The sequence below is a fragment of the Pantoea sp. X-Soil-ISGK-355 genome (assembly GCF_059730805.1).
Window position 1 is genome coordinate 3,360,179 of the sequence record NZ_AP035971.1, and the last position, 14,309, is coordinate 3,374,487.

Sequence of the window (14,309 nt, forward strand, 5' to 3'; positions counted from 1 at the left end):
CCTCAGCCCGGCAGGCTGAGGCGTTAACTTATTTTTTCAGTGCGCGGGTAAGCTGTTTACGCTGATCTTCCAGCGAAATAACGCGATTACATACTTCGTGTCCGAAGTTCTGGAAATCCTGCTCCTGCTTGCTCCACTCAGCCTGAATCGACTGTTGCAGACCGCCCAGATTGCCCATAATTGCCTGCAGCGGATTACTGCCGCCGCTGCCCTGCTTACTGCCCATCTCATTCAGACTATCCTGCATCACGCCGCCCAGCGTTGACTGCACCAGCCGTTCGCCTTCGGCGCGCACCTGATCAATCGCCTGATGGTGGAACGTCAGACCGTCTTCCCGATGTTCAATGATGCGGTTCATCTGCTGTTTCAGCTGACCATTCAGCTTGGTCAGGCGATTACGCACGTTGCTGTCGGTGCCCAGTTTTTCAACGATGACCCGATCCAGTGCCGCACGTCCTTTTTCCAGACGGGATGTCGCTCCGCTATCGATCCACGGCAGATCGCGACGCAGCGCGTTCTGATAGTCGATCGCTTTCTGACGTTCAGTGATATCCAGCGAAACTTTCTGGCCGTTGAACTGCACGTCGCCCTGCGGCGAGATTTCCATATTGCCACTGGCACCGACCACCTGCACGCTCTGCGGTTTAATCACCACATCGTCCTGTGGCTTAACGCTGCATTCGTAGGCTGCCTGAGCCTGAGTTGCTGCCACCAGCAGCACAGCAAGAAGCGCTTTACGCATCATATCTACTCCCTAAGATCGGGTCTGAAACCCTCCGATCGGGCCGCAGCCCGACACTGTGTGACGACTTAGTCCCACCAGACGTCAAAGAGTTCCGTCATCTGCACATCCTGCAGCTTGCGGTCTTCCAGCCATTTGCGGACCAGCGCACGATGCTCATCGGTGCATTTGCCGGTTTTCTGCAGGCAAACCAGACCTTCCCACACCAGGTAGCCGCTGCCATCAAAGGCCAGGCCGTTAGGATCGATCGCTTCATTGATGAACTGGTTCAGCGTCTCATCGATTTCGCTTTCGCTGGTGCCTTCCGGAAAGCGCCAGGCAACGGAGAAGCCCAGTTCCTGAAACTCGTCGATGTGCAGTTTTTTACGTAAACGGCGGCTGCGTTGTGTGGCCATTATTTCACCCTCTCAAACATTAAATCCCATACGCCGTGGCCTAAACGCTGTCCGCGCTGCTCAAACTTGGTCAGTGGACGCGTCTCAGGACGCGGCACGTAATTCTGTTGCTCTGACTGGTTGCGGTAGCCATCGATGCTGTTCATCACTTCAAGCATATGCTCCGCGTAGGCTTCCCAGTCGGTCGCCATATGGAAAACGCCGCCCGGCTTCAGTTTACGCATCACCAGCTCGGCGAAAGGTACCTGAACGATACGGCGTTTATTGTGACGCGCTTTATGCCACGGATCGGGGAAGAAAAGCTGAACCATGCGCAGTGAGTTATCCGGAATCATCTTCTCCAGCACTTCTACCGCATCGTGACACATCACCCGCAGGTTCTGTACATCGGCTTCTTTGGCGGCGGCGAGACAGGCACCCACGCCCGGCGCGTGCACTTCAATACCCAGGAAGTTCTGATGCGGTGTGTTCTGCGCCATGGTCACCAGGGACGCGCCCATACCAAAGCCAATCTCCAGCGTGACCGGAGCTTCGCGGCCAAACAGTGCGGGCAGATCGACAGGCTCCGGCTGATATTCCACCCCCATGACCGGCCACAGGGTGTCCAGCGCCTGCTGCTGGCCTTTCGTTAAGCGACCCTGGCGGCGCACAAAGCTGCGGATCCGGCGCAATGGCCGCCCGTTCTCATCAAATTCTGGGGTGATGACGTCATTAATCATGTAAAAGCCTGCTGGTTAGCCTGTTCCGGGAAACGGGCATTATGCAAAGTTCATAAGCAGAAGCAAGCCTTTGCAATCTTCCGGTTTACACCCAGGTGCGCATGTGCTGGAATTCCTGCCTGAGTGTAGAGTAAACACGGAAAATTTCCTTCTTATGATGCAAGCGCCGCAGTTCGCGCAACAGGTGCTGGACTGGTATCAGCGCTTTGGTCGCAAAACCCTGCCGTGGCAGCTGGAGAAAACACCTTATAAGGTGTGGCTCTCCGAAGTGATGCTACAGCAAACCCAGGTTGCCACGGTTATTCCCTATTTTGAACGCTTTATGGCGCGCTTCCCTACGGTCACCGATCTCGCTGCGGCGCCGCTGGATGAGGTACTGCATCTCTGGACCGGCCTCGGCTACTACGCCCGGGCGCGTAATCTCCATAAAGCCGCAAAGCAGATTGTTGAGGTTCATCGGGGCGAATTCCCACGTAATTTCGATGATGTCTCAGCCCTGCCCGGCGTTGGCCGCTCTACGGCGGGCGCGATCCTGTCGCTGTCGCTGGGTCAGCATTTCCCGATTCTGGATGGCAACGTCAAGCGCGTGCTGGCCCGCTGCTATGCCGTCAGCGGCTGGCCGGGTAAAAAAGAGGTCGAGAAACGGCTCTGGCAGATCAGCGAAGAGGTCACACCCGCCGAGGGCGTCAGCCAGTTTAATCAGGCGATGATGGATCTGGGTGCGATTGTCTGCACCCGCTCTAAGCCGAAGTGTGAAATCTGCCCGCTGAACAGCGGGTGTGAGGCGTACGCCAGCAACAGCTGGGCGAGCTATCCCGGCAAGAAGCCTAAGCAGGTGCTGCCAGAGCGCAGCGGCTGGTTCCTGATGATGCAGGATGGCGATGATGTCTGGCTGGAGCAGCGCCCGCCTGTGGGTCTGTGGGGCGGTCTGTTCTGCTTTCCGCAGTTCACCACCGAAGCGGCGCTGAATGACTGGCTGGCAGCGCGTGGCATCCATGCAAAACCACAGCAGCTTACTGCGTTTCGTCACACCTTCAGCCATTTCCATCTCGATATCGTGCCGATGTGGCTGTCGTGGCCTTCTGCCGGGGCGGCGATGGATGAAGCAGGCGGTCTCTGGTATAACTTAGCGCTGCCACCATCTGTGGGATTAGCTGCACCCGTTGAGCGCCTGTTACACGAGCTGCGCCATCCCCGACAACTGGCTTTGGACAGTTGTGAGATTAATGAGGAAGAGTAATGAGCCGCACCATTTTTTGTACTTTTTTACAGCGCGACGCGGAAGGTCAGGATTTTCAGCTCTATCCGGGCGACCTGGGTAAACGCATTTACAACGACATCTCCAAAGAAGCCTGGCAGAAGTGGATGGCGAAACAGACCATGTTGATCAATGAGAAGAAGCTCAACATGATGAATCCCGAAGATCGTAAAGTGCTGGAGAAGGAGATGATCAATTTCCTGTTCGAAGGCAAAGACGTTCATATCGAAGGCTATACACCGCCAGAAGCGTAAACATTCCGGGCCTCATCGCTGAGGCCGGTTATCCAGGTCAGGCTTGCATTCCCAATGAATAAAAAATTAATCGCCCTGCTGGTGATAGCCCCACTTTTGGTTTCCTGTTCCGGGTCAAAGAATCAGCAATCCCACGAGGAGTGGGTTAAAGACACCAACGGCTTTGATATTCTGATGGGCCAGTTTGCTCACAATATTGAGAATATCTGGGGTATCAATGAGGTCCTGATCGCCGGACCTAAAGATTACGTCAAATATAGCGACAACTATTACACCCGCAGCCACATCAACTTTGAAAGCGGTAAGCTGACCATCGAGACGATTTCTGGTACCGATCCGATGGCCAGTCTGCGTCAGGCGATCGTGACCACGCTGTTGATTGGCGAAGATCCGGGCAATGTCGATCTCTACTCTGACGCCAACGACATCGAGATCAGTAAAGAGCCGCTGCTCTATGGTCAGGTGCTGGATAACACCGGTCAGCCGATTCGCTGGCAGGGCCGCGCGGAAGCCTTTGCTGACTATCTGATTCAGAATAAATTGATGCGCCGCACCTCGGGTCTGCATGTGATTTACAGCATTTCGATTCCGATGGTGCCGAACCACCTGGACAAGCGAGCGCACAAATACCTGCCGATGGTGCGTAAAGCCGCCGAGCAGTATGGTGTCGACGCTTCGTTGATCCTGGCGATTATGCAGACGGAGTCGAGCTTTAACCCCTACGCCGTGAGCCATTCTGATGCGCTGGGTCTGATGCAGGTGGTGCAGCATACCGCCGGTGTTGACGTATTCCGCATGAAGGGTAAATGGGGCAAGCCGAGCCGCAGCTATCTGCTGGATCCGGAGAACAATATCGATGCCGGTACGGCTTATCTGTCACTGTTGCAACGCAGCTATCTGGGCGGCATTCAGGATCCGGTATCACGCCGCTATGCAGTAATCACCGCCTATAACGGTGGTGCAGGCAGCGTGCTGCGCGTCTTCTCCAGCGATAAAGATCGCGCGTTCTCGATGATTAACGGCATGTCACCGGGCAAGGTCTATTCGACCCTGGCGAACCAGCATCCGTCGGCGGAGTCGCGTCGTTATCTGTATAAGGTGAGCACTGCTCAGAAGAGTTATCGGGGATTCTGATCGAAGCCGCTGAAGCGGGGGGTTGTTCGCTGCGCGAACGGGCTTGCGGCGCTGAAGCCGGGGTTTGTTCGCTGCGCGAACGGGCTATGAGCGGGGTTTCGTTCGCCTGATTAGTTGGGCAGTTTCAGACACGCCTCTGCAGGCGACCGACAAGGGGCGCCAGTCGCCGCGCCCCTTGACCCCCGGCTCCGGCCTGCTTCACCGCCGCTTCGCGGTCCCTTCGCTTCTTCCGGATTTCTCACGGACCGCCTCTTCGCGACATCCCTGTCGCTCGCCCTGAAATCCCTCATCCGCTCAGCGGTTCTGACGGCCTCCCCAACCCTCCGCTGTTATCTCTTCTTTTTGTGTTGGGTACTTTATCACTGAGGGTTTTTTGGGACTGGCTTTGACTTTGACTGTGGCTTTAAGTCCAGCAGACAACACAGCACCACAGTTAACACAAAGAAATCACAGGCGGGGGTTGGTGAGAGGCATCCGAAGCGCTGAGGAACAACCGGAGGCGAGGATGAGCCGACAGGACGTCGGCGAAAGGACGGTTCGCGCCAGGGATGGCGCGTCCGGACGGTCCGTCGGCCGCAGGGCGTGACGAAGGCACCCCGCAAAGCGGGGCGCGCAGGCAGCCGGACGCCGGGATTGTCAAGGGGCGGGCGTCCGCCCCTTGACGCGTCCGCCTGCACGGACAACCTGAAACTCCCGACCGCCTGGCGGGCGTAACCTTCTCAGAGCCAGCCCGCTGCAAAGCATGCCCACCTCGCCAGACGAACGAAACTCTCTCAGCGCCCTTTCGCGCAGCGAACTAAAGGCCTGGCGGGCCGCTATCCGCCGGGATTGTTAAGGGGCGGGCGTCCGCCCCTTGACACGTCCGCCTGCACGGACAACCTGAAACTGCCCATCGCCTGGCGGGCGAAACCTTCTCAGTGTTAGCCCGCTGCGAGCGAAACCTTGTCAGTGCCAGCCCGCTGCGGGCGAAACCTTCTCATAGCCAGCCCGCTGCAAAGCGTAACCTACTCATAGCCAGCCCGCTGCAAAGCGTGCCCCGCCGCCAGGCGAAAACGCCCTCAGATCAGCGCCCCACCATCATATTGGCCACCAGATACTTACGTCCATGCTCATCCTCTTCGGTGTAAACACCCTGCAGCTCCGGGGAGAAGCCGGGCAGCAGATTCAGCCCCTCCTCTAGCGCCAGGAAGTAACGCTGCACTGCGCCGCCCCAGACTTCGCCCGGCACGACGCACAGCACGCCCGGTGGATAAGGCAGCGCGCCTTCCGCAGCGACCCGGCCTGCGGCCTCGGCGATAGGCACCAGCTCCACTTCGCCGCGAATATAAGCCTGATGTGCATCCTGCGGATTCACGCTGACCGGCGGGAACTCCGCGGCGCGGAACATCAGGCGCTGTAGATCCTTCACGTTATGACTGACGTAAAGGTCGTGCATCTCCTGACAGAGGCGACGCAGGGTATAGCCGGCATAACGTTGCGCGTTTTTGCGGTAAATCGTCGGCAGCACTTCGGCCAGCGGCGCATCCTCTTTAACGTGCTGCTCAAACTGCGCCAGCATCGCCACCAGATTCGTCATCTTCTCCGGGCTCTCAGCCGGGGTCAGCAGGAACAGGATCGAGTTGAGATCGCATTTCTCCGGCACGATGCCGTTTTCACGCAGGTAGTTGGCCAGAATGGTTGCCGGGATCCCAAAATCACTGTATTCCCCGCTGGCCGCATCGATCCCTGCCGTGGTCAGCAGCAGCTTGCAGGGATCGACCCGATACTGATCGCGCGCGTAACCCGCAAAACCGTGCCACTTCGCCTGCGGTTCAAAGCTGAAGTAGCGCAGATCGCGGGCGATCGTTTGCGTGGGCGCATCCTGCCAGCGCTGTCCATCAACGATCTCCGGCACAAACGGCAGGATCATTTCGCAGCGTTCCAGGATCGCTTTACGCGCCTCAATACCCAGCGTGACGCACTCATCCCACATGCGACGTCCCGCTTCGCCCTGATGCATTCTGGCGTTGATATCCAGCGCGGCAAACAGCGGATAAAACGGACTGGTTGAAGCATGCAGCATAAAGGCGTTATTCAGTCGCTTATGCGGGCAGAAGCGCCGCTGTCCGCGAATGTGGTTATCTTTTTTATGAATCTGCGAGGTCTGCGAAAAACCGGCCAGCTGCTTATGTACGGACTGCGTGACAAAGATGCCAGGATCGTTTTCATTCAGCTCCAGGGTCAGCGGCGAACAGCCTTCCATCAGCGGAATGAACTGCTCATAGCCGAGCCACGCGGAATCAAACAGGATGTAATCACACAGATGACCGATGCGATCCACCACCTGGCGGGCGTTGTAAACCGTGCCATCGTAGGTGCCGAGCTGGATAATCGCCAGACGGAAAGGCCGCGCCTCTTCTGCACGCTGGGGGGCGACGACCGCGATCTGCTCGCGCAGATAAGCCTCATCAAAGCAGTGCGCGTCAATGCCGCCAATAAAGCCGAAAGGGTTACGTGCTGCTTCAAGATAGACCGGGGTCGCGCCCGCCTGAATCAGCGCGCCATGATGGTTCGACTTGTGATTGTTACGGTCAAACAGCACCAGATCACCGCGGGTCAGCAGCGCATTGGTCACTACTTTATTAGCGCTTGAGGTGCCGTTGAGCACAAAGTAGGTTTTATCGGCGTTAAACACCTTTGCCGCATACTTCTGTGCATCTTTAGCCGAACCTTCGTGGATCAGCAGGTCGCCCAGTTTGACGTCGGCGTTGCACATGTCAGAGCGGAAAACATTCTCGCCATAGAAGTCATAAAACTGTTTGCCCGCCGGATGCTTTTTAAAGAATGCCCCACCCTGATGTCCGGGGCAGGCAAAGGTGCTGTTCTGCATATCGACATAGCGGGTCAGCGTCTCGAAAAAGGGTGGCAGCAGCGCCGCTTCATACGCCTGCGCAGCGGCTTCCAGCGCAAGCCACTCCTGCGGCTCGCCATTCAGCTCACCGCTAACGCCAGGCAGGTGCATCACCTCTTCTTCAAACGCATTCGCGACAAACACCGGCAGATTAAAACCGGTGTGACGCAGCAGCGCCAGCACACCGCTGCGGGTATCCGCCAGCGAGACGACGACCGCCGCCACATCCGTAAAGTCGGTATTATCCAGCGTCACTACGTCACGCGCGGTGTTCAGGGTCAGGCTGGGTGCGACAGCAGCGCTGGCAGCAATTTTCAGTGGAGTCATAACAGGATCCCTAACGTCAGGGAGGGCGTGCCAGAAGCACAATTATGGGGACAGCGCCCCGGCGAATAATTGATCGTCAGAAGGCATATTGCAGTGTGGCGAGCAGATCCACAGCCGCTGCCTGGCTGGCCTCACCGCATGGTGAATAATGGAGAGTTTGGGAAAGAGGAAAACCCGGTGAGCGCCGGAAAAAGCGAACGGTAATCCGGGCAAGTGCGCGGTGAACCGGACATGGCGACGTCCTCTGTGGTGAACAAGCAGGGCCAAAAAGTGGCGGTCATAATGTCATCTTTTTTATGCACGAACAACCCGACCCAGGGAATTATTCAGTCATGTAATAAAAAGATAACAACATGATTTTTATAGTCTATTTATTATAAAAAATTCATAATACGACTAATTATATGAATTATATGCAGATTTATGCAAACGTCATGCTGCGCAATTTTGCGCTCCTGCAGTGGCCTTCATCCGCAGACTCGGCCATTGCCCTACCGCATTACCGCAGCCAGGCGTAAACTGATCCTCTCATTCCCACTCTGCCGGAGGCTGCATGTTCAAGGCACTGGTCATTGAAAATGACGAACAAGGTTACCGTTCTCTGCTGAAAGATCTCACCGAATCCCAACTGCCAGACCACGATGTCACGCTCGACGTCAGCTACTCATCCCTGAACTATAAAGATGCCCTGGCTATCTGCAACAAAGGCCCGATTGTGCGCCAGTTTCCGATGGTGCCAGGTATCGATTTTGTCGGCCGCGTGACGGCCAGCCGTCATCCCGACTGGAAAGAGGATGATGTGGCGCTGCTGACGGGCTGGGGCGCAGGCGAAAAACAGTGGGGCGGCCTGGCGCAGAAAGCCAGCGTCAGCGGCGACTGGCTGGTGCGCGTGCCCGCCTCTCTTAGCCCGCTGCAGACCATGGCCATCGGCACAGCAGGGCTGACCGCTATGCTCTGCGTCATGGCGCTGGAAAAACAGGGCATCACGCCCGGACACGGACCCGTGCTGGTGACCGGTGCCAGTGGCGGCGTCGGCAGCTACAGCGTCAGCCTGCTGGCGCGTCTGGGTTATCAGGTGATCGCCTCCAGCGGGCGCGCCAGCGACCATGCGTATCTTATCGATACACTGGGCGCGGCATCGGTGATTAACCGCGAAGAGCTTTCTCATCCCGGCAAGCCGCTGGCAAAAGAGCGCTGGGCCGCCGCGATAGACAGCGTCGGCAGTCACACTCTGGCAAACGTGCTGGCCGGCATTCAGCGTGACGGCGTGGTGGCTGCCTGCGGTATGGCGCAGGGACTCGACCTGCCCGCCAGCGTCGCACCTTTTATTTTGCGTGGCATCACGCTGGCGGGTGTCGACAGCGTGATGTGTCCGAAGCCGCTTCGTCAGCAGGCATGGCAGCGGCTCGGTGAGCTGCTGGATAGCGATCGGCTCCGCAAACTGAGCCGGGTGATCCCGCTGAGTGAAGCCAGAGAAGGTGCGCAGGCATTGCTGGATGGCAGCGTACAGGGTCGTCTGATTGTCGACTGTCGCTAACCCGCGTTTAAAGGCGCGTATCGCGCGCCTTTATCGACTGGTTCGCTGCAGTCGTTTGATCAACCCTTCCAGCGCGAACTGCGTGCCCTGCTCCATCACGGACTTCGGATCGCCGCTGAACTGATGGCACTCCGCATCGTCCCTGCCGTCGGGCAATACCCAGCCAAACCAGATAGTGCCTGCTGGCGTGCCATCTTCGCCACCATCGGGTCCGGCATAGCCGGTAATCGATAACCCCACCGGTTCACCAGAGCGGGCGCAGGCGCCCTGTACCATTTCACGTGCCGTCTGCTCGCTCACCGCCGTGTGCTGTTTCAGCGTATCAGGATGCACGCCCAGCAAACGGATTTTGGCATTTTCGCTGTAGGTGACGAAGCCGCTGGTATAGAAGTCGCCGCTGCTTTCCACCGCGGCCAGCGTCATGCTGATCAGCCCGGCGGTACAGGATTCGGCGGTCGTCAGATGAAGTCCGGAGGAGAGTAAAATGTTACCCAGTTGCTCAGCGGTTTGATCTAATGATTTTGCCATTATGGTCTCCTGAATCTTCTGTCCTGAACACCAGGTATAGCGCAAAATCAGTGATTGAAAGCACGCAAGGCAATGTTTTTAAAGCGAAACGGCCAGAATACACAGCACAATATCGGGCGGTTTACACGTAGCCTGTTTCCCCCTCAGCAACAGAGACTGAGAGCGGTAAGTCAGCATTTTACGAATCTGTGAGTGTGCCGGGTAACGTCTGTTGAAGCTGATGCCGTTTAGTCAATCTCCTAAAACGTAGTGACACAGGAGCGAATCACCTGATTAGTTGTTAGTATTCACTCGCTTGCTCGCTGGCATCACAAAAACAGCTCTGCATAAAAGCCGTAAAAAAACAAAACAGCAGGCTGATCAAGCGAGGCTCTTATCCCATCTATTGCACTTAAGAATGGGATTCAACAGCTTTATGAATTCATCAATAACCACAGCGCTCAAATTGTTAACCCGAATGCATCTGCATTTATCAATACGTAAAGGAAGAGAGTTATGGCGCAAAAACCTGTGGTTGTTATTCACTACTGTATGCAATGCAACTGGCTGATGCGGTCAGCGTGGATGGCACAGGAACTGTTGCATACCTTCGCTGAGGATTTGGCAGAGGTCACGCTGAAACCCGGCACCGGCGGTATTTTTGAGATTACGCTGGATGGTCATCTGCTGTGGGAACGTAAGCGGGACGGTGGTTTCCCGGATGCGACTACCCTGAAACAGCGCGTGCGCGACATCTGTTTCCCGGATCGTACCCTGGGTCACATCGATAAGAATAAAGGTGAAATCAGCTGATTAACTGTGGGTGATTTTATCAGCCGCGTCGTGCAGCGCCTTAATCAGCGTCTGCAGCGCGGCTTCTGAAATATCTTCCTGCGCCAGTCGTTGATTCAGAGCCACCTTCAGCCCGTGAATTGCCTGCTCCACAGCAGGAATGCTGCGGTTATTGACCACGATTGCCAGCGTAGAGAGACGCGTTATCAGGCTGGCTACCGTTTCGCGATTATCCGCCAGCTGCGCCTCACCAGCCGCCGTCAGTCGGTAGGCTTTACGCGCTGCCTGCGCATCCACCACCTGAATCGCCTCCATCTCTTCCAGCAGCGTCAGGTTGGGATAGATGATCCCCGGACTGGGCGAATACTCTCCCTTTGACAGCTCCTCAACGGACTTGATCAGCTCATAGCCGTGCGCCGCATTCTGCGCCAGGAAATGGAGCATCAGCAGGCGTATCTCACCCGCTTCCAGCATCTTTTCACGTCGTTTACGTCGTCCGCTGCAGCCGCCTGCGCGCGAAGTCTGTTCGTCAGATGAAGTAGAAGTCGGATGCTGTTTCATGACCTGCCCTGCTGAAAAAAAGGAGAGTGATGGTAGTCCGCCATCTGGCAAAACTCAATTGCCAGCGCGGCTTACTTCTGATGCCAGTAGGCCACCGCCCGCACGAAGTCGCTGTCGAGACCACGCTGCGATGTAAAGTAGTCAGACAGCGCTTTAACAAACTCCCCCTCGCCGGTCAGCCAGATAAAGTAATCCTCCGTCGGAATAGCGATTTGATCAAGCCGGGTAATCAGCTGGCTGAGCTGCGCTTTCTGCATCTGACCGCTGCTAAGCCAGTTTGCCGTTACGCCTGCCATATCCGATAAATAGTCGCGACCGGTCGCCTCATCGGTAAAGGCATAGAGATGCAGCGACTGGGCGCGGGCGTCACGCTGACGGCGGGCAAAAGCGGGCAGCCCGGTTTCGTCGCAGACGTAAAGCTGGAATGCGTAGTCGGTCGGCACTACCAGCGAGCCGCGTGGTCCACCAACAATCAGTTGATCGCCTACCTGCGCCTGCGCGGCCCAGTCACTGGCTACGCCCTGCTGATGAATATAGAAGTCGAGGGTCAGTGAAGACTCACCATCGAATTCCAGCGGCGTGTAATCACGCGCCTGCGGACGTAAACCTTCAGGCCAGACAATGCCTGCGTCGGTAATCTGTGGCAGAGCCAGAGTTTCACTTTTAGCAGAAGGGAAAAACACCTTGATGTGGTCATCAAAGCCTGGCGACGTAAAGCCTGCCAGATCGCTGCCGCTGAACCGGATGCGCCAGAATTTCCCGGCAATATGCGTTTTACTTTCGACCTGGATATGGCGAAAACGCAGTTCATTGCGGACGCGCTGCGGCGTGCGCTTATCGGCTGTTGTAGTCAAAATCTCTCTCCTGAAACAGGGTCTATGCCCGATAGTCAGGGGCATACCCGCCATGATTAAACAACAATGGAATAACAATCATTCTCATCTTAAGCGACAAGATTAGCTATGATATATCTTCGGCACAAGAACGAAAAATGCGATTCTGCAACTTAAGATATATTTTAAGCAGTGTCGTAAGCGAGGAGATACGGACGGGAAGCGGCATGAATGAGAAGCATCAGAGATGCAACATGCAGGTAAAGAGTGTTTCAGATGCAAGGTGAATGGGCCTCAGAGAGGAAGCCGCAGGTGCAGAGTATGAGCAGGTCAATCAGGCAGAAGCTGCCCGGCTCCTGACAAGCCGGGCATCATCTCGCGCCGCCGGTTCTGGCAGCGCATCAACACTTACAGCGTGTCGTTGAATCCGGAAAGGGAGGCATTACTGCTGGTGTGATCCGGCAGTTCACCATCACCCAGGATTTCATGCTGGGTGACCTGAGAGTGTGGATGCAGTCCGGCAGGCGGTGAGAAAGGCTCAGCCTGCTGCGCCATCGCCATTGCAGGCAATGCCAGGATCAGGGAAATCATTAAGCGTCGCATAGTTGTCTTCGATTGTCGTTTTGGCCAGAAAAGGCCTGAAATGCAGATGAATGTTCCAGCCCTGCCACAGAAGTACGATGATTCAGATATGGCAGGGTTTCGGGGGAGGATTTTACGCCAGAATAGCGACTTATTTTATAAAATCGTGCGGTTTGTCACGGTTTATCGCACGAAAGATGCATTGGCAGAAGCGATCGCCCCTGCCCTGTCGGCTACGCTTGCATCACCGGAATAGAAAAAACACCGCTGAGCCAGTCGGGCTTACAGTGCGCAAAATCAAGACGCAGCAGGTCTTTGCCCGGACGGCGTGACACGCCCAGCATGGGCAGATGCTGATAGTAGATATCCTCGATAAAGCGCGTCAGCTGCTCCGGCCTGCCGCTCCAGCGGATCGACGCATAAAGGCCACACACCTCGCTCCAGCTGGCGGTATTGTCACCCAGCAGCCCGGCATGTTGTGGTGCCAGCGCCTGAAACAGGCTGATATTCTGCTGGTCAGCAGAGCTATGGCCGGGACCATACTGAAAACCTAACCAGCCGTGCGTCGTATGGCTGCCCGCCAGCGCGACCAGATGCCGTGCCTGCTCTGCCACACGGTGGTCGTGGTCGGCAATATACTCACCAAACCTGCACTCCCACTCCAGTGTCTCTCCGCACAGGTGCAGTTCTTCCTCACGTTCCACCAGCGTCGCACGCTCTGCCAGCGAGCGCACCAGAATGCGCCCATGGAAGTTTTTAACCGGCAAATGAGGAATACGGCGAAACGCGCCAGGCGTCAGTGCAAAGTGGCCTTTGAACACCCTCGTGAAGTTTTGCTGATTATCAAAGCCAAAACGTACGGCGATATCGATCAGCGTCATACGCGTCAGACGCAGCGCCATGGCCGCCATCGTCAGACGCCGTTTGCGGGTATACGCCGCCAGCGTCTGTCCGGTCATCTCCTTGAACATGCGCTGCATGTGCCATTTGGAATAACCTGATTTCAGGGTGATTTGATCGATATTGAGATCGTCGGTGAGGTTGGCTTCTATCCACTCGACCAGATCGTTGATGTGCTGTTTTTTAATGGCCTGACTAAGCATGATGGCGATTTACGACGCGGGTTAGGACTGGGATTTCAGTTACAAAAGGATAACAAAAATCGCAAATCGGTGTAAGGAATGGGTAAGCATTGCGCGCCCGTTCAGGGCGTTTCCGCATTAATTGCTTAGGTTACTAACTAAAAAAGACTGACTTACGTCAGCCTTCTGATTATTGATAAAAACTGCGCCGGATAGCGGTAAGACGGAGCCTGCGAAGGGAACACGGTCAGATCGGAAAGTCGCAAAACCCGTCATCCCTGACACGCCTGGCCCGCGCGATTACGCACCTCATCCCTGAGGTGCGCCCGTAAACGGGCCAACGCGTTGCGTTGTACAAAAACGCCTGGCGTTTTTGTCCCTGGCGCGGGACGCTTTCCTCTTCTGCCCGTGTTACCTGCGCGTTGGGCTTAGTCGTTGCTGCCAGCATCACCCGGAATGAGCTTTGTCAGCTGCCTGAATATAGATCCGCATCAGCCTGACTCATGCCTGCGACAACTAATGACTACGCATACCCGCCGCAGTCATCATCATCCGGAACAGCGAGGCGACAACACCCAGCGCCAGCACGCTGGCGGCGTAGATAAACACCAGCCACATCACCCGCTTCCACCACGGTGCTTTCATCTCTGCGTTGTGGCTGTGGTTGTGGTCTTTCATGCTGCTAAGGCTTTTCAT

General features: G+C 56.2%; 15 protein-coding genes. 5 read left to right on the top strand and 10 right to left on the bottom strand.

The window, feature by feature from the left end; genetic code table 11:
* Window positions 1–28: 28 nt before the first annotated feature.
* The 3 genes from AC6I8J_RS15395 to trmB all read right to left on the bottom strand — a co-directional run bounded on the left by AC6I8J_RS15395 (window position 29) and on the right by trmB (window position 1,856).
* A complete protein-coding gene (locus AC6I8J_RS15395; RefSeq protein WP_497825541.1) occupies window positions 29–745 on the bottom strand; it encodes a YggN family protein in 717 nt (238 codons plus the stop codon).
* Window positions 746–810: 65 nt separating this feature from the next.
* Window positions 811–1,137, bottom strand: coding sequence for a YggL family protein (locus AC6I8J_RS15400; protein WP_003853403.1), 327 nt, complete (start codon window positions 1,135–1,137; stop codon window positions 811–813).
* Window positions 1,137–1,856, bottom strand: a complete 720-nt coding sequence (trmB, locus tag AC6I8J_RS15405; RefSeq protein ID WP_150014222.1) for a tRNA (guanosine(46)-N7)-methyltransferase TrmB — start codon at window positions 1,854–1,856, stop codon at window positions 1,137–1,139. Before trmB ends, AC6I8J_RS15400 begins: the two co-directional genes overlap by 1 nt.
* Window positions 1,857–2,010: 154 nt before the next feature.
* On the opposite strand from trmB, the gene mutY reads away from it, so the two are divergent.
* The 3 genes from mutY to mltC are packed head-to-tail and all read left to right on the top strand — an operon-like array spanning window position 2,011 to window position 4,502.
* On the top strand, window positions 2,011–3,096 hold the full coding sequence (gene mutY, locus AC6I8J_RS15410; protein WP_260060056.1) for an A/G-specific adenine glycosylase: 1,086 nt from the start codon (window positions 2,011–2,013) through the stop codon (window positions 3,094–3,096).
* Window positions 3,096–3,368, top strand: a complete 273-nt coding sequence (locus AC6I8J_RS15415) for an oxidative damage protection protein (RefSeq protein ID WP_003853409.1) — start codon at window positions 3,096–3,098, stop codon at window positions 3,366–3,368. The genes mutY and AC6I8J_RS15415 overlap by 1 nt, the downstream gene beginning before the upstream one ends.
* Before the next feature lie 54 nt (window positions 3,369–3,422).
* Window positions 3,423–4,502, top strand: a complete 1,080-nt coding sequence (gene mltC / locus AC6I8J_RS15420; RefSeq protein WP_161732666.1) for a membrane-bound lytic murein transglycosylase MltC — start codon at window positions 3,423–3,425, stop codon at window positions 4,500–4,502.
* Window positions 4,503–5,565: 1,063 nt separating this feature from the next.
* Here mltC and AC6I8J_RS15425 read toward each other — a convergent pair.
* Window positions 5,566–7,719, bottom strand: coding sequence for an ornithine decarboxylase (locus AC6I8J_RS15425; protein ID WP_161732667.1), 2,154 nt, complete (start codon window positions 7,717–7,719; stop codon window positions 5,566–5,568).
* A 553-nt stretch (window positions 7,720–8,272) separates the two neighbouring features.
* Here AC6I8J_RS15425 and acuI point away from each other — a divergent pair.
* A complete protein-coding gene (gene acuI / locus AC6I8J_RS15430) occupies window positions 8,273–9,256 on the top strand; it encodes an acrylyl-CoA reductase (NADPH) (protein ID WP_260059252.1) in 984 nt (327 codons plus the stop codon).
* A gap of 30 nt (window positions 9,257–9,286) precedes the next feature.
* On the opposite strand, the gene AC6I8J_RS15435 is transcribed toward acuI, so the two are convergent.
* Window positions 9,287–9,784, bottom strand: a complete 498-nt coding sequence (locus tag AC6I8J_RS15435) for a CinA family protein (RefSeq protein ID WP_161732671.1) — start codon at window positions 9,782–9,784, stop codon at window positions 9,287–9,289.
* 495 nt (window positions 9,785–10,279) lie between these two features.
* Between AC6I8J_RS15435 and AC6I8J_RS15440 the strand changes: the two genes are divergently transcribed.
* Complete coding sequence (locus AC6I8J_RS15440; RefSeq protein WP_161732673.1) at window positions 10,280–10,576, top strand: Rdx family protein; 297 nt, start codon at window positions 10,280–10,282, stop codon at window positions 10,574–10,576.
* Here the strand turns inward: AC6I8J_RS15440 and AC6I8J_RS15445 are convergent, their stop codons facing one another.
* The 5 genes from AC6I8J_RS15445 to AC6I8J_RS15465 all read right to left on the bottom strand — a co-directional run bounded on the left by AC6I8J_RS15445 (window position 10,577) and on the right by AC6I8J_RS15465 (window position 14,309).
* The gene (locus AC6I8J_RS15445) at window positions 10,577–11,116 is read right to left on the bottom strand and encodes a PadR family transcriptional regulator (RefSeq protein WP_161732675.1); all 540 of its coding nucleotides are present in this window, start codon (window positions 11,114–11,116) and stop codon (window positions 10,577–10,579) included.
* A 71-nt stretch (window positions 11,117–11,187) separates the two neighbouring features.
* On the bottom strand, window positions 11,188–12,015 hold the full coding sequence (locus AC6I8J_RS15450) for a siderophore-interacting protein (protein WP_497825649.1): 828 nt from the start codon (window positions 12,013–12,015) through the stop codon (window positions 11,188–11,190).
* A gap of 342 nt (window positions 12,016–12,357) precedes the next feature.
* The gene (locus tag AC6I8J_RS15455; RefSeq protein WP_223811653.1) at window positions 12,358–12,540 is read right to left on the bottom strand and encodes a hypothetical protein; all 183 of its coding nucleotides are present in this window, start codon (window positions 12,538–12,540) and stop codon (window positions 12,358–12,360) included.
* Window positions 12,541–12,764: 224 nt separating this feature from the next.
* On the bottom strand, window positions 12,765–13,634 hold the full coding sequence (locus AC6I8J_RS15460) for a helix-turn-helix domain-containing protein (protein WP_161732679.1): 870 nt from the start codon (window positions 13,632–13,634) through the stop codon (window positions 12,765–12,767).
* Between the two features lie 495 nt (window positions 13,635–14,129).
* Window positions 14,130–14,309: a DUF2474 domain-containing protein gene (locus AC6I8J_RS15465; RefSeq protein WP_161732681.1), complete on the bottom strand. Its 180-nt coding sequence runs from the start codon at window positions 14,307–14,309 to the stop codon at window positions 14,130–14,132.